This window comes from Marinobacter sp. C7, from assembly GCF_022343555.1.
Lineage (GTDB): Bacteria > Pseudomonadota > Gammaproteobacteria > Pseudomonadales > Oleiphilaceae > Marinobacter.
The window spans coordinates 203,263-227,941 of record NZ_JAKQZH010000002.1 but is presented as its reverse complement, the minus strand read 5'-3'; the positions used below and the strand labels follow the sequence as shown (position 1 = coordinate 227,941).

The window sequence follows — 24,679 nt, the reverse complement described above, 5'->3', positions numbered from 1 at the left end:
CCGAGGAGTAGTCATGAGTCAGTCCGAAGTAGGCATTGTTGCCCTGGGCGATGAACTGTTTGATGCGCTGCGACAGGCGCGCATGGTTGACCCCCTTACCGAACGTTACTCCGGCCTCACAATCGAGGATGGATACAGGATCCAGCAGCGGCTGATCGAGCGGCGGATCCAAGCCGGTGAGAAGGTGATTGGCAAGAAAATAGGCGTTACCAGTCAGGCCGTCATGGACATGCTGGGTGTGAACCAACCTGATTTTGGTCAGCTGACGGACCGGATGGTGATCAACCAGGGCGAGTCGATTGCCATGGAATCCCTGATCCAGCCGAAAGCAGAGGGTGAAATCGCCTTTGTCCTGAAACAGGACCTGAGCGGCCCCGGCGTCACCGTGGCTGATGTGCTCAGGGCCACCGAAGGTGTGATGGCATGTTTCGAGATTGTCGATTCACGCATTCGCGACTGGCAGATCCGGATTCAGGACACAGTGGCGGATAACGCGTCGTGCGGAGTGTTTGTCCTCGGGGATCGCCTGGTGGATCCCCGTCATCTGGACCTGTACACAACCGGCATGGTGCTGGAAAAAAACGGCCGGATCGTGGGCACAGGGGCAGGCGCAGCCACCATGGGTTCGCCGGCGGTCGCGGTGGCCTGGTTGGCCAACACCCTTGGTCAGCTGGGTATGTCCTTGAAGGCCGGAGAAGTCATTTTGTCCGGGGCCCTGTCCGCCATGGTGCCGGTCACTGCCGGTGACAATTTACGGATGACGCTGGCGGGTATCGGCAGCTGCTCCGTGCGGTTCGACTGATAGAAGCAACAGGAAAGAATCATGAGCAAGAAAATCAAAGCCGCCATCATCGGCTCGGGCAACATCGGCACCGACCTGATGATCAAGATCCTGCGCAACGGCCAGCACATCGAGATGGGCGCCATGGTCGGGATCGATCCGGAATCCGACGGCCTGGCCCGCGCCGCCCGCATGGGCGTGGCCACCACCCACGAGGGTGTGGACGGGCTTGTGAAGATGCCGGAGTTCGCCGACATCGACATCGTGTTCGATGCCACCTCCGCCAAGGCGCACATGCACAACGAGGTGTTCCTGCGCGGTCACAAGGAAAACATCAAGATCGTCGACCTGACCCCGGCGGCCATCGGCCCGTACTGTGTGCCGGTGGTGAACCTGGAGCAGAACCTCCAGGAAGGCAACGTCAACATGGTCACCTGCGGGGGCCAGGCCACCATCCCGATGGTGGCGGCGGTCTCCCGGGTCGCCAAGGTGCACTACGCCGAGATCGTGGCCTCGATCTCCAGTAAATCCGCCGGCCCCGGCACCCGCGCCAACATCGACGAGTTCACCGAAACCACCTCCAAGGCCATCGAAGTGGTGGGCGGTGCCCAGAAGGGCAAGGCCATCATCATCCTGAACCCGGCCGAGCCGCCGCTGCTGATGCGCGACACCGTGTACGTGCTCTCGGATGCGGCCGACAAGGCCGAGGTGGAAGCCTCCGTCGAGGAGATGGTCAAGGCCGTGTCCTCCTACGTGCCGGGCTACCGCCTGAAGCAGAAGGTGCAGTTCGACGACATCCCCGAAGACCAGCCCATGAACGTCCCGGGCCTGGGCCGCTTCAGCGGCCTGAAGACCTCCGTCTTCCTGGAAGTGGAGGGCGCCGCCCACTACCTGCCGGCCTACGCCGGCAACCTGGACATCATGACCTCCGCCGCGCTGGGCACCGCCGAGCGCATCGCCGAATCGCTGGTCAAGTGAGGAGACTGACTCATGACTTATAACCCCGGCAAGAAACTGTACATCTCCGACGTGACCCTGCGCGACGGCAGCCACGCCATCCGCCATCAGTACTCCATCAAGAACGTGCAGGACATCGCACGGGCGCTGGACAAGGCGAAAGTCGATTCCATCGAGGTGGCCCACGGCGACGGCCTGCAGGGCTCGAGCTTCAACTACGGCTTCGGCGCCCACACCGACCTGGAGTGGATCGAGGCGGTGGCCGAAGTGGTCGAACACGCCAGGATCGCCACCCTGCTGCTGCCCGGCATCGGCACGGTCGAAGACCTTGAAGATGCCTACAAGGCCGGTGCCCGGACGGTCCGGGTGGCCACCCACTGCACCGAGGCGGATGTCTCGAAGCAGCACATCGAACACGCCCGCAAGCTCGGCATGGACACCGTCGGCTTCCTGATGATGAGCCACATGCAGACGCCGCAGGGCCTGGCCGAGCAGGCCAAGCTGATGGAAGACTACGGCGCGACCTGCCTGTACGTGGTCGACTCCGGCGGCGCGATGAACATGAACGACATTCGCGACCGTTTCCGGGCCCTGAAAGACGTGCTGAAGCCCGAAACCGAGACCGGCATGCACGCCCACCACAACCTGGCCCTGGGTGTGGCCAACTCCATCGTGGCGGTGGAAGAGGGCTGTGACCGTATTGATGCGTCCCTGTCCGGCATGGGTGCCGGTGCCGGCAACGCCCCGCTGGAAGTGTGCATCGCCGCCTTCGACAAGATGGGCTGGGAGCATGGCACCGACCTGTACGCCCTGATGGACGCGGCCGACGACATCGTGCGCCCGCTGCAGGACCGTCCGGTACGTGTGGATCGCGAGACCCTGGCGCTGGGCTATGCCGGCGTCTACTCCAGCTTCCTGCGTCACTCCGAAGTAGCAGCGCAGAAGTATGGCCTGAAGACCGTGGACATTCTGGTAGAGCTTGGCCGCCGCCGCATGGTGGGGGGCCAGGAAGACATGATTGTGGATGTGGCGCTGGATCTGCTGGCGGCACAGGACAAGGCCTGACCATTTCTGGTTACAAACCCAATAAACAACTAGGCAGAGAGTGTTATGAGCAAATTTACCAATGAAGGCACCAGCAAGTTTGTCCAGACCGAAGAGTGGAAGCTCCATTACAACGAGGCGGGCGAGGGTGAAGTCGTTCTGATGATTCACGGCTCGGGAGCCGGTGCCACTGGTTGGGCGAACTTCCACCGAAACGTGGATCCGCTCGTGGAAGCCGGATACCGGGTTATCCTGATGGATTGCCCGGGTTGGGGTAAATCAGATCCGATTGTCACCGGCGAACCCCGTTTCGATGTTAACGGTCGTGCCATCAAACAGCTGATGGATGCTCTGGATATCGAAAAGGCCCACCTGATTGGTAATTCAATGGGTGGTGGCAGTGCCCTCGCATTCGTGAAGGATTACCCGGAGCGGGTTGGAAAACTGATCCTGATGGGGTCGGGAGGGGTTGGTAAGACCAGCATTTTTACGCCGCTGCCGATGGAGGGCATCAAGCTGCTGTTTGGTGTTTATCAGGATCCCTCCATGGAGAGCCTGAAGCGCATGCTGGATGTCTTCGTCTACGATTCCAGTGCTCTGACTGACGAGCTGATTGAGCTGCGTTACAACGCCATGATGGAGAATTCCCATCACCTGGACAACTTCCTCAAGAGCGTTGAACAGAGCAAGTTCAATATGGGGGATTACACCAATAATCTGCCCGACATCCCCAACGACACACTGATCGTCTGGGGCCGGGACGATCGTTTTGTGCCGATTGACTGGAGCCTGAAGCTGCTCAATATGATTCCCAACTCGACCCTGCACGTGTTCAGTCAGTGTGGCCATTGGGCGCAGTGGGAGCATGCGGATGAGTTCAACCGTCTTGTTATCGACTTCATGAAGCACTGATAGCTGTCAGAACCCGCCAGGCATGGTGCCCGGCGGGTTCCCTTTATTCAGTTCATTCGAAAGGGCTATTTCGTTACGCCGCGTTGAACCACACAGGCCTCTGCAGGAAGCTGATCAGACAAGATCTGATAACAACAAAAACCGGAGGCAAACAGCGATGAAGTGGATAGCGAAAGCCATGCTGGCACTGTTACTGATTCTGCCGATTGCATCTCTGTCTTCAGTTTACCTCGCAAACCCCGGGCTGGGCATGACCAGCGCATGGTATCAGGGGCTGACTGGTAAGACGTCAAAGGGAATGGGCGGAACAGTGGTGGTTAGCCAGGTCCAAAAAAGTCTTCGTGGAATGAACGCTTTCTGACCCACGGATCCAGGTAGTTTTTGATGAGTCAGAGTCTCCGCCCTGTTTCTTCCGGTGTAAAACCGGTTTTATTGGTGCTTCTGGGCAGCCTTACTGCCATTGCGCCGATGTCCACGGACATGTATCTGCCGGCTTTCCCGGTTATCACCCATGAGCTGGGACTGAATTCCGGCGATGTAGAACTCACGTTTTCTGCCTATTTCGTCGGAATGATGATCGGCATGCTGTTCTATGGTCCGGTCAGTGATCGCTTTGGTCGAAAACCTCCACTGATTTTCGGAGTTGGTTTGTACGCAATCTCTGCCTTGGGTGTGGCCAGTGCTGGAACGCTCCTTGAGATGATCAGCTGGCGCTTCCTTCAGGGTTTGGGTGGCTGTGCTGGTGCGGTAATAACCATTGCTATCGTCCGGGACCGGTGTGAGCCAAGGGAAGCCGCAAGGGTGATGTCTCTGATCACCCTGGTTATGGGGACGGCACCAATTCTTGCACCACTGGCCGGTGGTGTAGTGCTTTCTCTGGGTGGCTGGCAGGGAATCTTCGGCGTACTGGCCGGGTTTGGACTTTTATGTCTCGCCGGCATCATCCTGGTTCTGAGTGAGACATCGACCAGACGGGTCGCACGTTTGGCACTCCAGCCGGTGGTTTCCGGTTACTGGAGTCTGATGCGCACGCCTTCATTCATGGGTTTTGTGCTAAGCCAGGCTTTCACCACGGGTGCCATGTTTGCGTACATCGTGGGTTCTCCTTTCGTCCTGATGGAAATCCACACCGTAACGCCGGAAGCATTCGGATTCTTTTTCGGAGCTAATGCGTTTGGTCTGGTTCTCGCCAGTCAATTGAACCGCCTCCTGCTCAGGCGGTTTAGCCCTTCCGGTATTCTGCGGACAGCCTTATGGATCCCCTTTGTTGGCGCAGTCTTTCTCACAATCAACGCACTTCTGGGCGGAAGCACGCTCTGGCTGGTATTGCCGGGCTTCTTCCTGGTGGTTTGCAGCGTCGGACTGGTTGGACCCAATGCAACAGCCATGGCTTTGGCAGAGCAGGAGGCAAGAGCGGGGCTGGCGTCCGCACTCCACACGACCACCAGCTTCGGCATGGGAATGCTGGCCGGGGTGCTGATCAGTGTTCTGCACAACGGCACCACCATCCCCCTGGCAGGCGTGATTCTTGTTTTTTCCCTGTGCGGGCTTGCCGCCAATCGGTGGCTGGTTGTGGATTCGAGAGTATTACGTTGTTCCTCAAACTTAACCGATAGCGGGGTCATGCATGAAGAACGTTCTCCTACCGTTTGATGGCTCGGAAGCTGCCATTCGGGCGCTTGAATATGTCATTGGTGTGAAGCAGGGAGGTTCGAGCGTCAGCGTTCATTTGCTGAATGTTCAGGAGGCACCGCGAATTTTTGGCGACTATGCCTCCGCTGATCTGTTGGAGAAACTGAATCGGGGAGCACGCGCACAAGGGCAGGAGATCAACTCACGCGCTGCGAAGATTCTGACAGACAATGACGTGCCGTTCACAGTACACGAAGCCATCGGAGAGGTAAGCCAAACAATTGCCGAAGCCGCTGATGAATTCGGGTGTGACACCATCATCATGGGAACCCGGGGCATGACTAATCTTGCCAACCTGATGATGGGGTCTGTTGCTACCCGGGTTGTTCATGAAGCCTCTGTCCCTGTCTTGTTGGTGAAATAGTCATGAAGTTCCAGTCACTCCAGAACATGGTTTTGCCCACTGCATTTATGGTCCTGTACCTGATGCTGATTCCCTCTTTCTCTTTTGCAGACAGCGACGGCTGTAAGAGCACGGACGCTTATGAAGCCATTTGTGGCATTGCGCCGCCCGAGGATATGGAGGTGACGCCCGATGGTCGGTTTCTTTTCATGGGTATTACTCCTGGAATGGACGGACGACAGATTCCGCGGCTGCAGGTGATGGAACTGGCCACCCGGCAGACCAGGGATGTCGAACTCCAAATTGAACCCGAGTCAGGTTGGGGCGAGGCTGACTGTGCGCCGCCCAGTCAACCTATGGGAGCTCATGGCATTCACCTCAGCACCCGCGAAGATGGCCGTTACCAGCTTCTGGTGGTTAACCACAGCAAACGTGAGGCAATCGAATTTCTGGAAATTGAGCCGGTGGGAGAGGGCTGGAAGACCATCTGGCGTGGCTGTGTCGAGAATTCCGGAACCGGACGTTTCAATGACGTTTCTGCCCATCCGGATGGTGGTTTCGTCGCGACCGTCATGTTTGAGGCGGAGTCCATGCATAATCCGCCACCGCTGGACGATTTGCTCGGAGGTCGGGATACCGGTTATCTGATGGCCTGGTCGCCGGAGCGACCGTTGGCAAAGATCGAAGGCAGCGACGCGCCGTTTCCCAATGGCATTCAGGTCAGCCCCAACGGTCGTTATGCCTGGTACGCCGCGTGGACCGCAGGCGAAGTACACCGGTTTGACCTGGCGGCAAACCGTGTCTCGGCACGGATTCCCGTGGACTACATGCCCGATAACCTGAGCTGGGGAGAGGACGGCCTTCTTTTGGCTGCCGGTATTCGGGATGCTGACGTGTTCAAACAGTGTTTTCTAGCCCACAACGCTGATTGCCCCAGCGGTTTCAAGGTATCTGCGATCGACCCCGACGCGCTCTCGAACAAAACGGTGTTTCAGGCCGGTCAAGGGGTCCTTCCCGGCGTGTCTGTGGCGCTTGAAATCGAGGGTGACATCTACGTTGGTGCGTTCAACGGAGACCGGATGATACGCCTGACGTCACGGCAGGACTGAGACATGAGTAGTGGGAGATCGGAAACATGACAAAGACCTGCGTGCGGGTTGCATTGATGATGGCTGGTTGCCTGGTAATGGCGTTAAAGCCTGTGGTCTCAGCGGCCGAAGACACTCGTCCCAATATTCTCCTGATCATGGCCGATGACCTGGGTTTTTCGGACCTTGGCAGCTACGGCGGTGAGATCGAGACGCCGACACTCGATCAGTTGGCAAACGAGGGTCTGAGGATGTCCAGCTTTTACGTTGCTCCGACCTGCTCCCCAACCCGTTCGATGTTGATGTCAGGTACCGACAACCATCTGGTGGGATTGGGCACGATGGCCGAGGTATTGCCGTTTTCCCCGCAGCTGCACGGGCGCCCGGGCTATGAGGGTCATATCAATGAGAAGGCACACTCTCTTCCGGCACTGCTCCGGGATGCAGGCTACAACACCTACATGGCTGGAAAGTGGCATTTGGGAAAAGCACCCGCGCAGGATCCATATAACTTCGGCTTTGATCGGGTGTTTGCCTTGCTGGATGGTGGGGCCAGCCATTTCAAACCCATTGAAGGGAGCGAGGTCCGTGTCGAAAACGTGACCTATCGGGAGAACGGAGCGGACGTTGAGGTACCGGATGATTTCTTTTCGACCGAGTTCTACACCGACAAACTGATCAGCTACATCGAGGCGGACCGCGAGAACGGCAAGCCGTTTTTCGCCTGGGCGGCCTACACCGCTCCGCACTGGCCGCTGCACGCGCCGGAAGCCTACATCACAAAATATCGGGGCCGTTATGACCATGGTTATGAGGCGATCCGTGAACAAAGGATAGATCGCCTGATGGCCAGCGGCCTGTTCGCGGAACCGTTTGCACCTGCCAGGCCGGCCGAAGTGAAGCATAAACGTTGGGACGAACTCACCGAAGATGAAAAGGCCCTCCAGGCCCGAAAGATGGAAGTCTATGCCGCGATGGTTGATCACCTGGATGCCAACATCGGTCGGTTATTCTCCTTCCTCAAGGACATCGGTGAGTACGACAATACCGTGATTGTTTTCGTGTCTGACAACGGTGCAGCAGGCGAGGACCACGCCAAAGGCTACTCACCGGGTGATGAGCACACCAATAACGCTCTGGACAACATTGGCCATAGGGGGTCCAACGTGAACTACGGTTTCCGATGGGCCGAGGTCAGTGCCACCCCCTTTAGCCTGGTCAAGGGGACGTCAGCAGAGGGCGGTATTGCTTCGCCTGCGATTGTGCGATTGCCGGCACGTTTGCAGAGCGAGCAACCCGTTTCGGTAACCAGGGAAGTGGGCAGGGTGGATGACCTGTTGCCCACGTTCCTGGAGATTGCCCAGACCGATCTCCCGGGTGATAGCTACCAGGGCGAGCCCAGGTTCCCGACCACCGGACAGTCGCTGCTGCCTGTATGGCAGGGTACCAGCCAGTCAAGAACGGAAGCTTTTGGTGGAGAGATGTTTGGCCAGTCCTACATCCGGAAGGGTGACTGGAAGCTGCGCTCGGCGCACGCGCCGGATGGCACACCTGCTTCACTGTACCGACCTTACGAATGGAAGCTCTTCAATCTTGCCGAGGACCGTGGCGAGCGTCGGGACCTTTCGGACATATTTCCGGACAAGGTCGAGGAGTTGCTTGTGGAGTGGCGACGGTATGCTGACTGGGCGGGGATCCCGGACGCCAGCCAATAGGTTGCTTGAAAGCGGAGATTTGCTGTCTGGGTAGCATGGGAAGCAAAGGCCGGGGACAAGCCCGGCCGATTTATTGATACCCGTGGAAGTCAGGCAGAGACCGCCATCCTCAGAGCTTTTTTGAAGATTTCCAGTTCCGAATCGTTGAGGTTTGCAAACACCCGCTCCTGCTCCGACCGTACGATGTCCCAGAGCTCTTTTAATTTCTCGTGACCCGCACCCGTCAGCTCATGCTGGTGAAGATCTCCTTTGAGCAGACCTTTGTTCTTCAGGTTATGCATGGCTTCCTCAATCTCCCGGGCAGGCATTGCCACCGCGCGTTGGAGCTCGGCGGTTGTCGTTTGGGAGCCGGCACTGTCGAGTACGAGGAGCAACCGGGACTCGGAATTACGCATGCCCGCATTGAGTTGTTGTTTCACAAAGTTGTTGTGGGACGCGTTAACCGCCTGGATCATGAGATAGAACAGGTTGTCGCCCAGAGGGCTGCTTAGCATGCAGGCGCTCTGGCTTTCGGCTTCGGGATCGGAAGATTTCTGGAAGCGCGGATGAGGAATCACCATCGAATAGGCTCCCTGGTGGTAAACCAGGGGTGGTTTGCCTGCATCCATGAAATTCGCCACCTTACCGATGATAATCCAGTGGTCACCGCCTTCGACGAACTCGTATGTCTCGCATTCAAAGTATCCGGATACACCTTCAAAAATGGGCGCATTGCCCAAACCGTCGAGATGTTCAACATTCGCGTATTTGTCGTCTTGCGGCTTGGCGAAGTTGTTGGACAGATCGGATTGATCGGACGCCAGAATGTTCACCGCAAAATGGCTTGAGGCCTTGAAAATATCCAGGGCAGAGGAGCGCTTATCGATACTCCAGAGGATAAGCGGTGGATCCATGGAGACGGAATTAAAGCTGTTGGCAGTCACCCCCGCCTTTCGGCCATCAGGTGCGGTGGCGGTGACGACGGTTATGCCCGTGGCGAAGTTACCCAGAGCGCGCCGGAAGGCGCGGGTGTCGAAATCAGTGTTGGCAGAAGTCATAGAACTCTCCGTTATCAGAGGGCTGGTGTAGTCGATGGACACATCCCCGTTCACCACCCGTGAGCTGTACTTTTTGTACTCCTTTCAGATGCTAACAAGATTCTTCGCGGATGCCGGCGGGATAACTTGAAAGGGCTTTTTTGTTGAGCTTTAAGGCGGGTCCAGATGGAGTTTGGGCGAGGATGCTAAACGGTCTAACTCGCCTGACTGTGCTATCTATTCAGTGTTGTCCTGTAGCCGTCTGAATCCGGTATCCTGTAGATAACACCGTTTGTTCCAGGACGATCGTGGGGGGGCATACCATGAGCAGACTGACCATCAACGCCGACATGGGCGAGAGTTTCGGCCCCTGGGTCATGGGCATGGACGAGCACGTTATGCCCCATGTTGATCTGGCCAATGTGGCCTGTGGCTTCCACGCCTCCGATCCACACGTGATCCGCCGCACGGTGCGGTTGGCGAACCAGCACGGCGTGAAGGTGGGGGCGCATCCGTCCTATCCGGACCTGGTCGGTTTTGGCCGCCGCTCCATCGCCTGTTCGCCGGACGAAGTGGAAGACCTGGTGCTGTACCAGATCGGAGCGCTGTCCGGGATTTGCCAGGCCGAGGGCACGCGGATCCACTACGTGAAACCCCACGGCGCCCTCTACAACGACATGATCAAGGATCCCGGCCTGTTTGAGGCTGTGGTCAAGGCGATCAAGGATTTCGATGGCAGCCTGCCACTGATGACCATGGCCTCCTGTGACACCTCCATGGCGCAGGACATTGCCGGTCGCTACGGCGTCGCCCTCTGGTTCGAAGCCTTCGCCGACCGAGCCTATGACGGGGAGGGTCGTCTGGTGTCCCGTCGAACGCCTGGCGCGGTGCATGAGGATCCTGACACGATCCTCGAACAGGCCGTTCGGATCGCCAGGGGCGAGCCGCTGACCGCCATTGACGGGAGTGAGATCGTGTTGAACGCCGATACCCTGTGCGTACACGGTGACAACAACGAATCCATCGCGGCGATCCAGTCGATCCGCGAAGCCATCCTGGCGCTGGGCAACCGGGCATGAGCGGCAGTCTCGCCGATGCCTTGCCCCGGCTTGAATCCGCCGGTCTCGACGGCTGGATGGTCCGGCTGTTCGAGGAAATCGACGAGGCGAATCTGGCCTGGATTACTGCGCTGGCCCGCCACTGCGAGTCGGCGTTTGGCGAGGCCCTGGTCGATCTGGTGCCTTCCTACACCACACTGATGGTGATTTTCGATCCTGTCCGCCTGTCTCCGTCCGAAGCACGAGAAATCATCGCCCGTGTACTGACCGACCTGGAGCCGGAGGAGGCAATCGGGACCGGCCAGGTTCACGAACTTCCGACCTTCTACGACCCCAGTGTCGGGCCGGACCTGGAACGGGTTGCGGAGCACACCGGTATGACGGTGGAGGAAGTCATCGACTGCCATAGTGGTAAAACCTACCGCGTGTTCGCCCTGGGCTTTGCGCCCGGCTTTGCCTTCATGGGCCTGACCGACCCCCGGCTGGAGTGCCCCCGGCTCGATACACCCCGCCAGAAGGTGCCGGTGGGCAGTGTCGCTATTGCCGCGCGCCAGACAGCCGCTTATCCGACAGTCACTCCGGGCGGCTGGAACCTGCTCGGCCGCACCAGTGCCCGTCTGTTCGACCGCGAGCGGGAGGGTTTCAGCCTGCTGAGAGTAGGGGATGAAGTGCGCTTTGTCTCTGTCAGCCGTGAGGAATTCGAACGCCAGGGCGGCGATCCCACCCCCATGGAGGCGGCGGGATGACACAGCAACCAGGCACTCAAACCGCCATCCGGGTCCAGCGGGCCGGGCCGCTGGCACTGCTGCAGGACCGGGGTCGTTTCGGCGTCCGCCATCTGGGCGTGACCCAGGGCGGTCCGGCGGATTCATATTCCTGGGCCTGGGCCAATTACCTGGCGGGCAATTCCTGGGGTTCGGCTTGCCTGGAAATCACCTTTGGCGGGCTGCAGCTGATCGCGGAACGGGATCTGGAGATCGCCATCGCCGGCGCCGACCTCGGCGCCACCCTCGACGGGCAACCGGTACCCCTGTGGCAACGGATCACCTGGAAGGAAGGGCAGAAACTGGCCTTTGCTACGCCGGAGAGTGGACTGCGCACTTACCTCTCGGTTCGGGGCGGTTTTGCCGCCGAACCCGTGATGGGCAGCGTGGCCTGTGTTGGTCGAGAACAGCTGGGTGGCTTCGACGGTTGGGGCAGCAAGCTGGCGGACGGTGACCAGCTGGCGATCCATTCCCCCGAAAGGAAACCGGCAGAGGGAATGACCGAGGCACCGGACCAGGCCCGGCAGGATTTCCGAAAGGCGCCGGTTCTGGAGCTGTTGCCCGGTGCCCAGATCGGGGAGTTCACCGGCCGCAGCCTCTACGATGCCTTCAATACCTGGTGGCGGGTGGACGACCGGGCAGACCGCATGGGCGTGCGTCTGCTGGGCCCGAAGTTGCAATGCCGGATCGGTTCCCTGGTCTCCGAAGGCATCAACCTCGGCGGTGTCCAGGTACCGCCGGATGGCCAGCCCATTGCACTGCTGAATGACCGCCAGACCATCGGCGGTTACCCACGGCTTGGTGCCTTATCTCCGTTGTCCGCATCCCGGCTCGCCCAGTGCCTGCCAGGGCAGGAGGTTCGTTTGGTGGCGCGGGGGAGTGGGCCTGTGCTTCGGGAGTACCGGAATTTTCTGGCGCTGTTCAGGGCAGGGTGAGAGAGCCCCCAAAGCGTCAGTCTGCGGGGTTTGCTCCCTCTTGAACGCTGCCCTCCGTTTCCGAGGTAAGAGATACGCTGGACAGGTCCTGCTGGAGTTTCTTTAGCAGGTGCAGCAGGCTGACGCCATCGTCAAAGCTCATGCTCTGCAAGGCCTGGCGATAGAACTCGGTGATGGTGTCCTGCAGCCGGTTCCAGAATTGCCGGCCGGAGTCGGTCAGCACCACCAGCCTTGCCCGCCGGTCCTGGGGATGGGGAATACGGACCACGTGGCCGTCCCGCTCCATGCGCTTGAGGACGCCGTCCAGGTTCTGGCGGCTGACGAACAGGTACTCCTTGAGCTGGTTGAACGAGGTGCCTTCCTCGAACCCCTCCCGCGACAATGCACCCAGCACCGCCCATTGCACCGCGCTGATGCCCATTTCGTTCTGGACCTGGCGCTGCAGGACGTTCCCGGTCTGGAACAGTCGGAAAAACAGCCGGTTGGGTACGCCTCCGGATTCTTTGACGATCATCTGTGCTCCTGTATTGCCGCCCTGGCTTTCAGGCCAGGGCAGGCTGTCACCGGCACCCCGAATCGCGGAGGACATGGGGCGCATCACCTGGGAAGGTACTCCCGCGCGATGATGTTCTTCATGATCTGCGCGGTACCGTCTCCAATCTGCAGGCCAAGGACATCCCGCAGCCGCTGGGCAAACGGCAGATCCTCGCCCCAGCCGGTGTGACCATGGGCCAGCAGGCACTGCTTCACCACATCAAAGGCGAGCTTGGGGCCCCACCACTTGTTCATGGCGGCTTCGGCGTTGTGGGGGAGGTTGTTGTCCTTCAGCCAAAGCGCATGGTAGCACTGCATGCGCGCGGCATGAACGTAGGTCTGGTATTCCGCCAGCGGATGGGTCAGGCCCTGGAAGGCGGACAGGTTCTGGCCGAAGGCGGTACGTTCGGTCAGCCACTGCCAGGTCTCATCCAGGGATTGCTGGGCCACCGCCAGGCACTGCAGGCCGATCAACGCGCGGCTGTAGTCAAAGCCCTGCATGATCTGTTTGAAGCCTTTCCCTTCCTCCCCCATCATGTGGCTCGCGGGTACTTCCACGTTATCGAAGAAGATCGAACCGCGGCCGATGGCACGTTGGCCATTGTCTTCGAACCGGGTGGTGGTGATGCCCGGTGTGTTCATGGGCACCAGGAACGCGCTGATCCCGGAGGCACGCTGTTCCACCGTGCCGGTGCGGGCAAACACCACCGCCACATCGGCCTGGTCGGCCATGGAGATGGAGGTTTTCTCACCGTTGAGTACGTACACATCGCCCTTTTTCTCGGCTTTCAGGCGAAGGTTGGCGGCGTCAGACCCTCCGTGAGGCTCGGTCAGGGCAATGCAGGCCACCTTCTGGCCGGTGGTCATGCCGTGCAGCCATTCTTTCGCCAGTTCGGGGGCGGCATGGCTGGCGATAATCTGACCGTTAAGGGAAGTTAGCAGCGGGATGTAGCCGACGTTGAAATCTCCTTTGGATATTTCCTCGATGATCAGGCCGCTGGTAACGCAGTCCATACCGCTGCCACCGAACTCTTCGGGCAGCTCACCACCGAGTAGCCCCATCTCGCCGAGCTGGCGGATGACATCCTTTTCGATAACCCCTTCCTGGTCACGCTTGCGATAGCCCGGAGCCAGCACCTCGGCGCTGAAGCGGGCCACAACCTCGCGAATCGCGTTCTGTTCTTCATTGAATCCGAAATTCATGATGTTCTCCGGGCGTTGTCTGTGACCCGGTGGCCTGCGGCCACCGGGTGGATCCCCTTATTTGTAGAATTTCCGGAAGTCCGGCTTGCGCTTTTCCTTGAAGGCATTGACGCCTTCCTTGGACTCGTCGGTGTCGTAGTACAGGCTCAGTGCCTGCATGCCCAGGGCGCCAATGCCGGCGATGTTGTCACTGTCGGCGTTGAAGGAACGCTTGGCGATGGTCAGGGCGGTGGGGCTCTTCTCCAGGATTTCCTCGCACCATTTCTGTACTTCCTCGTCCAGCTGTTCGGGCGGGACCACGGCATTCACCAGCCCCCACTCCAGAGCCTGTTGCGCGCTGTACTTGCGGCACAGGTACCAGATTTCCCGGGCGCGCTTCTCACCGACGACCCGCGCCAGGTAGGCGGTGCCGAAACCGGGATCCACCGAGCCGACCTTGGGGCCGACCTGGCCGAAGATGGCGGTTTCCGAGGCGATGCTCAGGTCACAGATCACATGCAGCACATGACCGCCGCCGATGGCGAAGCCGTTGACCCGGGCAATCACCGGTTTGGGCACTTCGCGGATGGTGCGCTGCAGCTCTTCCACCGGCAGGCCGATCAGACCGCGGCCGTCGTACTGACCCTCGTGGGCGCCCTGGTCACCGCCGGTGCAGAACGCTTTGTCACCGGCACCGGTGAATACGATGACGCCGATGTCCTTGTTCCAGCCGGCGCGGTTGAAGGCGTCCAGCAGCTCCATACAGGTCTGGCCCCGGAAGGCGTTGTAACGGTCCGGCCGGTTGATGGTGATGGTGGCAACGCCGTTGTTCTCTTCGTACAGGATGTCTTCGTAATTCATGATGCGTTCTCCTAAATCGTATGACGGGTCGCTTAGCCGGCCATGGTCAGGCCGCCGGACACACTGATGACCTGGCCGGTGATGAAGTTGGCATCGTCACTGGCGAGCAGGGCGATGACGCCGGGGTAGTCCTCCGGCTGGGCCAGGCGCTTCATGGGCACGGCGTTGCGGAAGGCCTCCAGCAGCTTCTCCGGGTTCGGAGCGGTTTCTGCCACGCCCTTGAGCAGTGCAGTGTCGGTGGGGCCGGGGCAGACCACGTTCAGGCACACATTCTTGGTGGCCAGTTCCCGGGCCACGGTCTTGCTGAAGCCCACCAGACCTGCCTTGCAGGCGGCGTAGACGGATTCACCGGAGGAGCCGACACGGGCTGCGTCAGAGGCCACGTTGATGACCTTGCCGCCACCGGCGGCGACCATCTTCGGCAACACCACGTGGTGCATGTTCAGGGCACCGGTGAGGTTTACCGCAATCAGCTGATCCCAGAGTTTCGGCTCGGTCTTCAGGAACGGCAGGAAGCGGTCGAAACCGGCGTTGTTGACCAGCACCGTGGGCACTCCCAGATCGCTCTCGATGGCCGCCACGGTGTCAGTGATAGCGGCGTAATCGGTGATGTCGGCGGCGTAGCCTTTGGCCTTGCCGCCCGCTTCGGTAATCAGGTCTACCGTGGCCTGGGCCGCGTTCTCGTCACGGTCCAGGACGGCCACCAGGCTGCCTTCCTCGGCAAAGCGCTGGCATACGGCGCGGCCGATGCCGCCACCGCCACCGGTGACGATGACTGTTTTTCCGTTCAGGCCTCTCATGATGCTTGTCTCCTGTTGTTTTTGATGAATGAATCAGCCGCGTTTGGCCGGGTCCAGGCGAACCTCTTTGGCTTGCTCGCGCAGCTTGAATTTCTGGATCTTGCCGGAGGCGGTACGGGGCATGGCCTCGATGACCTCCAGGTATTCCGGCAGATAGCTCTTGGAAAGCTTCTGTTCCATCAGGTAATCCTTGACGTCATTCAGGGTCAGATCGGTAGCGTTCTCGTCAAGGGTGACGTAGGCACAGACCCGCTCGCCCAATCGGTCATCCGGACAGCCCACCAGGGCCACATCGGCGATGCCCGGATACTTGTAGAGCAGGTTCTCCACCTCGACGACCGGAATGTTCTCGCCGCCCCGGATGACCACGTCCTTGGTGCGGCCGGTGATGCGGATGTAACCGTTCTCGTCCATGCGGGCCAGATCGCCGGTGCTGAACCAGCCGGCCTCATCGACGCCATAGAGTTCCGGGCGCTTGAGGTAGCCGACAAACAGGCTCGCTCCCCGAACCAGCAGGTTGCCTTCTTCGCCGGCCGGCAGTTCGTTGCCCTTGAAGTCGGTGACCTTGATTTCCATCCAGGGCAGGACCTTGCCGTCAGACTGGCTGGCACGTTCGGCCGGATCTTCCGGGCAGGTCATGGTGACGGCGCCGTTTTCGGTCATGCCCCAGGCGGAGACGATTTTGGCTTTCAGGGTCTTGCTCGCCTGTTCGACCACGGCGGTGGGAATAGGCGCACCGGCCGAGACGAAGATGCGCAAAGAGTCGAGTTCGCCCTCGTGCCGGGGCGCGGTTTTCACCAGATCGGCCAGGAACGGGGTGGAGGCCATCGTGAAAGCAGGCTTCTCGGCCGCGATCACCTTGCAGACATAGTCGGCATCCCAGATGTCCTGGAGGATCGCGGTGGTGCCGAGATAAACCGGCATCATCACGCCATAAAGAAAGCCGGTCTGATGGGCCAGGGGCGAGGCCATTAGGATCTTGTCGCCGGAAGTCAGATGCAGACGGTCGGCATAGGGGCGCACATTGGAGAACAGCGTGTTGGAAGTGTGCATGACCCCCTTGGGTTCGCCGGTGGTGCCGGAGGTGTAGAGGATCTGGATGACGTCGTCCGCGGTCAGTTTGCGCTCCGCGAAGAGCGCCGCGGTGTCCTGTTTCTCTTCCCAGGGGGTTTCCAGCAGTCGGTGTTCAAAGCTGCGCTCGCCCTCACCACCGATCACCAGCAGGGTTTCCAGTTTCGGCAGTTCGGAGCGGATGCCATCGACCATGGCTTCGTAATCGAAGTTGCGGAAGACCTTGGGGATGACCAGCAGTTTGGCGTCACCGTGGGCAAGCATGAAGCGCAGTTCGCGCTCCCGGAAAATAGGCATCAGCGGGTTGAGGATGGCGCCGATGCGCATGCAGGCCAGGTGCAGAGCGGTGGTGTGCCACCAGTTCGGCAGCTGGCAGGCCACCACATCGCCTTTCCCGATGCCCATGGCCGCCAGACCCGCCGCCATGCGAGTGACCCTGTCATTGAGTTCCCGATAGGTCAGGGCGGTGCGGGTATCGTTGGTGACCTGGTAGCCGACGATGGCCTCCCGGTCCGGGGTACTCGCCACGGCCTGATCGAGGTAGTCGGTAATGAGCTTATCGTTCCATGCGCCGGTTTCCACCATGGCGGCACGGCGTTCCGGATTGAGAGTGATGCCTGTATCCATCTGATTCACCTGTTGTGTCCGGTTTGTTGTTGTTGGGAGGTCTGACCTAAAAAGCGGGTCGTTGCCTTGTCAGTTTCAACATACGCCTTCTCAAAATAATATGTCAACATGTTGCCTTAAAAAATATTCGGGTGTAGTCTTTTTTCAGTCGGAGGCATCAACATCGAAGCATTTATAAGAAAGGAATAAGAAATCGCCTCTTAGTGGAGATGGTTATGGAGTACAGCAACATATTGCTTGAAAAGCATGAAGCCGTGGCCCTCATCCGGCTCAACCGGCCGAAGGTGCACAACGCGCTGAACAATGAACTGATGAACGAACTGACGTCGGCTCTGGAAACCCTCGAAGCGGATAACGCCATCCGCGCCATCGTCATCACCGGCAATGACAAGGCGTTTGCTGCCGGTGCGGACATTTCCGAAGTCCATGCCCTGGATTTCTCCCGGGCCTACCGGGAGCGCTTCATCTCGGCGAACTGGGAAACCGTGAGCCGTTGCCGCAAGCCGGTGATAGCGGCAGTGGCCGGCCTGGCACTGGGGGGCGGCTGTGAGCTGGCGATGATGTGTGATCTGCTGATCGCGGCCGATAACGCGCGTTTCGGCCAGCCGGAGGTGAAGATTGGCACCCTGCCCGGGGCCGGGGGCACCCAGCGCCTGGCCCGGGCCATTGGCAAGGCCAAGACCATGGACCTGTGCCTGACCGGGCGGATGATGGATGCGGAAGAAGCCGACCGCAGTGGCCTGGTGAGTCGGATCGTGCCGGCGGAGCGGCTGCTGGAGGAGGCGCTGGCCGTGGCAAATGACATCGCCGGTTACTCGCAGATGGCCACCATGATCAACAAAGAGGCCGTGAACCAGGCCTTCGAGACCACCCTGCGTGCCGGGGTGGAATACGAGCGCCGCCTGCTGTGGTCCAGTTTTGCCAGCGAGGATCGCAACGAGGGAATGACCGCCTTTCTCGAAAAACGTCAGCCCGAGTGGAAGCACCGGTAACCTTTAAAAGCTCAGGAGCGATTATGGATATTCATTTCACCCCCGAAGAGCTGGCTTTCCGCAGTGAGGTACGGGCCTTTCTCGAACAGAATCTGCCGGCTGATATTGCCGGGAAAGTCCGTCTGGGACGCCGACTCTCCAAAGAGGATCACCAGCGCTGGCAGAAGATCCTCAACAAGCAGGGCTGGTATGCCGTTAACTGGCCGGTGGAGTATGGCGGCACTGGCTGGTCCGTGGTGCAGAAGCACATCTTTGACGAGGAATGCGCGGCGGCCGGTGCGCCACGATTGGTGGCCTTTGGCGTGAACATGGTGGCGCCGGTGATCATCAGGTTCGGTACCCCGGCGCAAAAGGAGTTTTACCTGCCCCGGATCCTGTCCAGTGAGGACTGGTGGTGCCAGGGCTATTCCGAGCCCGGCGCCGGTTCGGACCTGGCTTCCCTGAAAACCCGGGCCGAGCGTGATGGTGATTTTTATGTGGTTAACGGCCAGAAGACGTGGACCACTCTGGGCCAGCACGCCAACCGCATTTTCTGCCTGGTGCGCACCGATCCTGCAGCCAAGAAGCAGGAGGGCATTTCCTTCCTGCTGATCGACATGGATACGCCTGGCATCACCGTGCGTCCGATTATCACCCTTGATGGTGAACACGAGGTCAACGAAGTGTTCTTCGACAATGTCCGGGTGCCGGTGGAAAACCTGGTGGGCGAGGAGAACAAGGGCTGGACTTGTGCCAAGTACCTGCTCACTCACGAACGCACCGGTCAGGCCGGCATCGGACTCTCCAAAGCGGCTCTGGCGCATCTGAAGGACATTGCCAGCGCCGAGACCGTGGCCGGACGGCCACTGATTGACGACCCACTTTTCCGTGCCCGTATTGCCGAGGTGGAAATGCGCCTGATGGCGGTGGAAATGAGCACCCTGCGGATTCTGGCCGCCACCCGCGACGGCGGCGTGCCGGGCGCCGAGAGTTCGTTGCTGAAGATCCAGGGCTCCGAGATCCGGCAGGCGATCAGTGGTTTGATGCGCAAGGCGCTCGGACCCAATGCACTGCCGTTCCTGGAGCCCGAGCTGGAACCGGATTTTGGGGGCGAGCCGTTGTACCGGGATTACAGTGCTTCCCCGGCGAGCCAGTATTTCAATCTGCGTAAGTTGTCGATCTACGGCGGGTCCAACGAAATTCAGAAGAACATTATCGCCAAGCAGGTTCTGGAGCTGTAGGAGGGCGCCATGAATTTTGAATTGAATGAAGAGCAACAGATGCTGGCGGACACCGTTGAGCGTCTGGTCCGAAACACCTATGGCTTTGAGCAGAGAGAGGGTTTTTACCAGAGTCCCCAGGGGTACAGTCCCGATTTCTGGCGGCAGTTGTCGGAGCTCGGCATCACCTCCGTACCGATTGCGACGGACTATGAAGGTTTTGGCGGCACCGGCGTCGAGAACATGCTGGTGATGAAGGAACTTGGGCGTGGCCTGTGCCTCGAACCTTACCTGCATTCACAGGTATACGCGGCCGGCCTGATCCAGCAGCTTGGCTCCCTGGAGCAGCGGCAGCAAATCCTGCCGTCGGTGGCATCGGGTGAACAGTTGCTGGCGGTGGCGGACGAAGAAGCGGGCACCCACTTCCATCCGGAGGCCAGCGAATGCACCGCCGTTCCCTGTGAGCGGGGCTGGCGTCTGAGTGGTCACAAACGAGTGGTTATCGGGGGCGAGCTTGCCCACACTATTCTGGTAACCGCCCGAATGAGTGACGGAGACGGGGTCAGCCTGTTTTTGCTGGACCCGGCAGCGGAGGGAGTCTCTCGCACCGGCTACCCCTGCATTGACGGCCCCAAGGCCTGTGATCTGGAGCTCTCCGGCGTCTACGTTGAGGCGGATGCTCTGATCGGCCCCGCGGGCAAGGCAGGGCCGGCTCTGGCCTACCAGCGCGGCCGGGCTTTGGCGGCGCAGTGCGCCGAGGCGCTGGGCAGTATGGAAGAAGCCTTCCGTCTGACTCTGGAGTACCTGAAAACCCGCCAGCAGTTCGGCTCGCCGATTGGCCGTTTCCAGGCCCTGCAGCACCGGATGGCGGAAATGCGGGGAGAGCTGGAGCTGGCCCGCTCCATGACCATTCTGGCGGCATGCGTGGCAGACGACCCGGATTCGAGCGAGCGCAGCCGCCGGCTGGCAGCCGCCAAATTTGTCGTCGCCCGGGCGTCAGAGTTGATTGCAGAGCAATCCATACAGTTGCATGGGGGCATTGGCATGACCTGGGAATACTCACTGGCACACCACGCCAAGCGTCTGGTGATGCTCACCCACCAGTTCGGGGATGACGATTTCCACCTCGGACAGTATTCGGCTCTGCTGGAATTACCCCGGCAGGCTTCACGGCAGGTGGCCTGACAGCCAGCCATCAAGACAGGATCAACAAACGGAGACAACCAACATGGCCAACCAAGCAAGTTTCAACTGGGAAGACCCCCTGTTGCTGGACCAGCAGCTGACTGAAGAAGAGCGCATGGTGCGTGACAGCGCCCGCCAGTTTGCCGAGAGCAAGCTCCGGCCCCGGGTGCTGGAAGCCTTCCGCAACGAACAGACCGATCCGGCGATTTTCCGGGAAATGGGTGAGACCGGCCTGCTGGGCTGCACCATTCCTGAGCAATACGGCGGCAGTGGCTTGAACTACGTGTGTTACGGCCTGATCGCCCGGGAAGTGGAGCGCGTGGACTCCGGATACCGGTCCATGATGAGTGTGCAGTCGTCCCTGGTGATGGTGCCCATCTACGAATTCGGCAACGAGGAAACCCGCCAGAAGTACCTGCCGAAACTGGCTTCCGGTGAGTGGATCGGCTGCTTCGGCCTGACCGAGCCGGATCACGGTTCCGACCCCGGCAGCATGGCGACCCGTGCCCGGAAGGTGGACGGCGGTTACCGCCTGACCGGCAGCAAGATGTGGATCACCAACAGCCCGATCGCCGACGTGTTCGTGGTCTGGGCCAAGGACGACGACGGCGCGATCCGCGGCTTTGTGCTCGAGAAGGGTTGGGAAGGCCTGAGTGCGCCGGCGATCCATGGCAAGGTCGGCCTGCGAGCCTCGATCACTGGCGAGATTGTGATGGACGGTGTGTTTGTGCCGGAAGAAAACGCTTTCCCGGACGTGCGGGGGCTGAAGGGCCCGTTCACCTGCCTAAACTCGGCCCGTTATGGCATTTCCTGGGGTGCCCTTGGCGCCGCTGAGGACTGCTGGCACACCGCCCGCCAGTATGTGCTGGATCGCAAGCAGTTCGGTCGGCCGCTGGCGGCCAACCAGCTGATCCAGAAGAAGCTGGCGGACATGCAGACCGACATTACCCTGGCTCTGCAGGGGTGCCTGCGCCTCGGGCGCATGAAGGACGAAGGCACGGCGGCGGTGGAAATCACCTCCATCATGAAGCGGAATTCCTGTGGCAAGGCCCTGGACATTGCCCGGTTGGCCCGGGACATGCTCGGTGGCAACGGCATCAGTGATGAGTTCGGTGTGGCGCGCCATCTGGTGAACCTCGAAGTGGTGAACACCTACGAGGGGACCCACGACGTGCATGCGCTGATTCTGGGCCGAGCCCAGACGGGCATCCAGGCCTTCTTCTGACCCGTTTTTTTATCATTTTTTCAGAAAGCGACCGCATTTGGCCGTAAATCGGTTAAAATGCGGTCGCCCAATCCGGCACTATTTAGTAATATTACGAAAATTTTTGAGGTCGGCGAGCACCCTCAGCCTTTCTTGTTGTTATTAAGACCAAATGCGGTCGTTAAATGTACCTTTGGAGCATACCCCGGTGCATAAATATCAAGGAACATTCGGGCTTGCCGCCACATAATTCCAATAACCCGTTTTTCAGAAGATTTCTGCAATGCCCACGACTGTTTTTTCCGGCTTTACCCACAATTTCCTTGGCAAGGCGCCTGTCTGGTACAAACAGGTCATTCTGCTGTTCCTGATTGCCAACCCGATTGTGATGTACGTGCTTGGGCCGGGTGTAGCGGGCTGGCTGCTGATCGGCGAGTTCATTTTCACCCTGGCCATGGCGCTGAAATGCTATCCCTTGTTGCCGGGCGGGTTGCTGGCGGTGGAGGCCCTGTTGATCGGGCTGACGACGCCGGATGCGGTGTATCTGGAAGTGCTCACCAACTTCCCGGTGATCCTGCTGCTCATGTTCATGGTGGCGGGCATCTACTTCATGAAGGAACTGCTGCTGGTCACCTTCACCCAGATTCTGGTGGGGGTCCGGTCAAAATCGGCGTTGTCCATGCTGTTCTGCGTTGCCGCGGCGGTGCTGTCGGCGTTCCTGGACGCCCTAACCGTCACCGCTGTCATCATTTCCGTGGCCGTGGGTTTTTATTCCGTTTATCACAAGGTGGCCTCCGGCAAGGGATACCACCACTCCGATCACAACGCCAACAGTGACGATGAGGTGATCGAACTGCACCGGGAAGACCTCGAGAACTTCCGGGCATTTCTGCGCAGCCTGCTGATGCACGGCGCCGTGGGCACCGCGCTGGGTGGCGTGACCACCATGGTCGGGGAGCCCCAGAATCTGCTGATCGCCAAGGTGGTGGGCTGGGATTTTTCCAGCTTTTTCCTGAGCATGGCACCGGTCACCCTGCCGGTGCTGGCAGGTGGCCTGGCTACCTGCTGGGCTCTGGAGAAACTGCGCTGGTTTGGCTACGGTGGCCGCCTGCCCAAGCCGGTTCGCCGGGTGCTGGAAGAGTTTGCCGATAACGAGCGTAAAAAGCGCACCAAGGCCGATCAGGCCGCGCTCTGGGTACAGGCTTTTGCCGCGGCCGTCCTGGTCGTTGGTCTGGCTTTGCACCTCGCGGAGGTGGGGCTGATCGGCCTGCTGGTGATTATCCTGGTCACCTCCTTTACCGGCATCACCGATGAGCACCAGATCGGCAAGGCCTTTCAGGAGTCCCTGCCGTTCACCTCGCTGCTGGTCGTGTTTTTTGCCGTGGTTGCCGTCATCCACGAGCAGCACCTGTTCAAACCGATCATCGACTACGTACTTTCGCTGCCGCAAAGCGAACAGCCGGGGATGTTCTTCCTGGCCAACGGTTTGCTCTCCATGATCAGCGACAACGTGTTCGTGGCTACGGTCTACATCAGTGAGGTCAAGCAGGCCCTGGATGCCGGCGCCATCAGTGTCGCGCACTTCCAGGACCTGGCCGTGGCCATCAACACCGGCACCAACCTGCCCAGTGTGGCCACCCCGAACGGGCAGGCCGCCTTCCTGTTCCTGCTGACTTCCGCGATTGCTCCGTTGGTTCGGCTCTCCTACGGTCGGATGGTATGGATGGCGCTGCCGTACACCCTCGTGATGGGTGGGATCGGCCTGTACTTCGTGGTGTTCCATATCTGACACGTTGCTCGAAGTGAGCCGGTGGTCAGTGCAGACGCCGAAAGTTCTGGTAATCTAACCGGAAGGCAAAGCTGCAGAACTGGAGATCATGATTCGTCACGCGAGGTTGTTTTCCGGAGACGGAGACGTTCGGTTACCGGTCCGATTTTATGTCTGGGTGGCCTTGGTGCTGCTGGCCAACGCCGCCTCGTCGGCGTGGGCCGGGGATCCTGATCCAGGCCGGGTGCTCCGGATCGCCTACAACGAATTCCCGCCCATTGCCCATCATAATGATTCCGGCGAAGCCTCCGGCCTGATCATCGACATGACCCGCAAGGTTGTGGAAGAGGCCGGTTACCAGCCTGAATTCCTGTTCCTGCCGATCAGCCGGATCTATCTGTACCTGAAAAATGGCACGGTCGATGCCTGGCCGGGCCTGACCGACATTCCCCAGCTGGAAGGCGAAGTCCTGGAAAGCTGGGCGCAGCCGATGACCGTGCAGCTCAGCGCCTGGTACCTGGACGGCAACCCGCCCCTGAACCATTTCGACGATCTCAACGGCAAGACCGTGATCGTGATCGGGGGCTACACCTACGCCGGGCTGATCGAATGGCTGCGCGAGTCTGACCAGATCGTCGTCACCGAGGCTCCGAATCATCGGGCGGCCATCGATATGCTCAAACGCCAGCGGGGCGACTACGTGCTGGATTACCGTGCGCCGGTCCGGGAAATCCTCACTCAACCCTCTGACAACGTGGTCCGGGAAACGGAAGTTCGCTCCCGAACCGCGGCCTGGCTGTTCTCCCTGGCCAACCCGCGGGCTGCGATTCTTCGGGAAGAGTTCGATGATGCCTACCTGCGGCTGGTCCAGCGGGGCGAGTTGCAGGCACTGCCGCGCGACAGCGGGAGCTATGTCATTCCCGGTTTCCCGGAAGCCTATCGCTGACCTGA

24 protein-coding genes are annotated in these 24,679 nt (G+C 59.9%); 18 read left to right on the top strand and 6 right to left on the bottom strand.

Annotated features, from left to right (window positions below):
• The first annotated feature begins 13 nt into the window (after positions 1-13).
• The 9 genes from dmpE (at position 14) to MD273_RS10955 (ending at position 8,532) form a co-directional block, all read left to right on the top strand.
• Positions 14-802, top strand: coding sequence for a 2-oxopent-4-enoate hydratase (gene dmpE / locus MD273_RS10995; RefSeq protein WP_239037843.1), 789 nt, complete (start codon positions 14-16; stop codon positions 800-802).
• Between the two features lie 21 nt (positions 803-823).
• The gene (locus MD273_RS10990) at positions 824-1,759 is read left to right on the top strand and encodes an acetaldehyde dehydrogenase (acetylating) (RefSeq protein ID WP_239037842.1); all 936 of its coding nucleotides are present in this window, start codon (positions 824-826) and stop codon (positions 1,757-1,759) included.
• Between the two features lie 12 nt (positions 1,760-1,771).
• Entirely contained in the window at positions 1,772-2,803 is a 1,032-nt protein-coding gene (dmpG, locus tag MD273_RS10985) for a 4-hydroxy-2-oxovalerate aldolase (RefSeq protein WP_239037841.1), read from the top strand.
• 45 nt (positions 2,804-2,848) lie between these two features.
• Entirely contained in the window at positions 2,849-3,694 is an 846-nt protein-coding gene (locus MD273_RS10980) for an alpha/beta fold hydrolase (protein ID WP_239037840.1), read from the top strand.
• Between the two features lie 157 nt (positions 3,695-3,851).
• Positions 3,852-4,055 carry a hypothetical protein gene (locus MD273_RS10975; protein ID WP_239037839.1) on the top strand — a complete coding sequence of 68 codons (204 nt, stop codon included), beginning with the start codon at positions 3,852-3,854 and terminating at the stop codon, positions 4,053-4,055.
• A 23-nt stretch (positions 4,056-4,078) separates the two neighbouring features.
• Positions 4,079-5,347, top strand: coding sequence for a multidrug effflux MFS transporter (locus MD273_RS10970; protein WP_239037838.1), 1,269 nt, complete (start codon positions 4,079-4,081; stop codon positions 5,345-5,347).
• Positions 5,322-5,750, top strand: coding sequence for a universal stress protein (locus MD273_RS10965; protein ID WP_239037837.1), 429 nt, complete (start codon positions 5,322-5,324; stop codon positions 5,748-5,750). Before MD273_RS10970 ends, MD273_RS10965 begins: the two co-directional genes overlap by 26 nt.
• Positions 5,751-5,752: 2 nt before the next feature.
• Entirely contained in the window at positions 5,753-6,838 is a 1,086-nt protein-coding gene (locus MD273_RS10960; RefSeq protein ID WP_239037836.1) for an SMP-30/gluconolactonase/LRE family protein, read from the top strand.
• Positions 6,839-6,864: 26 nt separating this feature from the next.
• Positions 6,865-8,532 (top strand): arylsulfatase, encoded by a 1,668-nt coding sequence (locus tag MD273_RS10955; RefSeq protein ID WP_239037835.1) that lies wholly within the window; start codon positions 6,865-6,867, stop codon positions 8,530-8,532.
• A gap of 89 nt (positions 8,533-8,621) precedes the next feature.
• Here the strand turns inward: MD273_RS10955 and MD273_RS10950 are convergent, their stop codons facing one another.
• Positions 8,622-9,569: a p-hydroxyphenylacetate 3-hydroxylase reductase component gene (locus MD273_RS10950; protein WP_239037834.1), complete on the bottom strand. Its 948-nt coding sequence runs from the start codon at positions 9,567-9,569 to the stop codon at positions 8,622-8,624.
• A 302-nt stretch (positions 9,570-9,871) separates the two neighbouring features.
• Between MD273_RS10950 and MD273_RS10945 the strand changes: the two genes are divergently transcribed.
• Genes MD273_RS10945 through MD273_RS10935 form a run of 3 tightly spaced genes read left to right on the top strand, consistent with a single transcriptional unit; the run spans position 9,872 to position 12,305 of the window.
• On the top strand, positions 9,872-10,627 hold the full coding sequence (locus MD273_RS10945; RefSeq protein WP_239037833.1) for a 5-oxoprolinase subunit PxpA: 756 nt from the start codon (positions 9,872-9,874) through the stop codon (positions 10,625-10,627).
• Positions 10,624-11,352 (top strand): 5-oxoprolinase subunit PxpB, encoded by a 729-nt coding sequence (pxpB, locus tag MD273_RS10940; RefSeq protein ID WP_239037832.1) that lies wholly within the window; start codon positions 10,624-10,626, stop codon positions 11,350-11,352. Before MD273_RS10945 ends, pxpB begins: the two co-directional genes overlap by 4 nt.
• Positions 11,349-12,305 (top strand): 5-oxoprolinase subunit C family protein, encoded by a 957-nt coding sequence (locus tag MD273_RS10935; RefSeq protein ID WP_239037831.1) that lies wholly within the window; start codon positions 11,349-11,351, stop codon positions 12,303-12,305. The genes pxpB and MD273_RS10935 overlap by 4 nt, the downstream gene beginning before the upstream one ends.
• Positions 12,306-12,321: 16 nt before the next feature.
• On the opposite strand, the gene MD273_RS10930 is transcribed toward MD273_RS10935, so the two are convergent.
• From MD273_RS10930 to MD273_RS10910, 5 genes are read right to left on the bottom strand one after another with little or no spacing between them, the layout of a single operon-like run.
• The gene (locus MD273_RS10930) at positions 12,322-12,894 is read right to left on the bottom strand and encodes a MarR family winged helix-turn-helix transcriptional regulator (protein WP_239037830.1); all 573 of its coding nucleotides are present in this window, start codon (positions 12,892-12,894) and stop codon (positions 12,322-12,324) included.
• Positions 12,895-12,902: 8 nt separating this feature from the next.
• The gene (aliB, locus tag MD273_RS10925) at positions 12,903-14,042 is read right to left on the bottom strand and encodes a cyclohexanecarboxyl-CoA dehydrogenase (protein WP_239037829.1); all 1,140 of its coding nucleotides are present in this window, start codon (positions 14,040-14,042) and stop codon (positions 12,903-12,905) included.
• A 57-nt stretch (positions 14,043-14,099) separates the two neighbouring features.
• Entirely contained in the window at positions 14,100-14,882 is a 783-nt protein-coding gene (locus tag MD273_RS10920; RefSeq protein WP_239037828.1) for an enoyl-CoA hydratase-related protein, read from the bottom strand.
• A 32-nt stretch (positions 14,883-14,914) separates the two neighbouring features.
• Entirely contained in the window at positions 14,915-15,682 is a 768-nt protein-coding gene (locus MD273_RS10915; protein ID WP_239037827.1) for an SDR family NAD(P)-dependent oxidoreductase, read from the bottom strand.
• A 33-nt stretch (positions 15,683-15,715) separates the two neighbouring features.
• Positions 15,716-17,380, bottom strand: a complete 1,665-nt coding sequence (locus MD273_RS10910; RefSeq protein WP_239037826.1) for an AMP-binding protein — start codon at positions 17,378-17,380, stop codon at positions 15,716-15,718.
• 215 nt (positions 17,381-17,595) lie between these two features.
• On the opposite strand from MD273_RS10910, the gene MD273_RS10905 reads away from it, so the two are divergent.
• The 6 genes from MD273_RS10905 to MD273_RS10880 all read left to right on the top strand — a co-directional run bounded on the left by MD273_RS10905 (position 17,596) and on the right by MD273_RS10880 (position 24,674).
• The gene (locus tag MD273_RS10905) at positions 17,596-18,372 is read left to right on the top strand and encodes an enoyl-CoA hydratase (protein ID WP_239037825.1); all 777 of its coding nucleotides are present in this window, start codon (positions 17,596-17,598) and stop codon (positions 18,370-18,372) included.
• A gap of 23 nt (positions 18,373-18,395) precedes the next feature.
• On the top strand, positions 18,396-19,592 hold the full coding sequence (locus tag MD273_RS10900; protein WP_239037824.1) for an acyl-CoA dehydrogenase family protein: 1,197 nt from the start codon (positions 18,396-18,398) through the stop codon (positions 19,590-19,592).
• Positions 19,593-19,601: 9 nt separating this feature from the next.
• Positions 19,602-20,756 carry an acyl-CoA dehydrogenase family protein gene (locus MD273_RS10895; protein ID WP_239037823.1) on the top strand — a complete coding sequence of 385 codons (1,155 nt, stop codon included), beginning with the start codon at positions 19,602-19,604 and terminating at the stop codon, positions 20,754-20,756.
• A 43-nt stretch (positions 20,757-20,799) separates the two neighbouring features.
• The gene (locus MD273_RS10890; RefSeq protein ID WP_239037822.1) at positions 20,800-21,981 is read left to right on the top strand and encodes an acyl-CoA dehydrogenase; all 1,182 of its coding nucleotides are present in this window, start codon (positions 20,800-20,802) and stop codon (positions 21,979-21,981) included.
• A 262-nt stretch (positions 21,982-22,243) separates the two neighbouring features.
• Positions 22,244-23,749: a sodium/proton antiporter NhaB gene (nhaB, locus tag MD273_RS10885; RefSeq protein WP_239037821.1), complete on the top strand. Its 1,506-nt coding sequence runs from the start codon at positions 22,244-22,246 to the stop codon at positions 23,747-23,749.
• Between the two features lie 88 nt (positions 23,750-23,837).
• Positions 23,838-24,674, top strand: a complete 837-nt coding sequence (locus MD273_RS10880; protein ID WP_239037820.1) for a substrate-binding periplasmic protein — start codon at positions 23,838-23,840, stop codon at positions 24,672-24,674.
• The last annotated feature ends 5 nt before the right edge of the window (positions 24,675-24,679 follow it).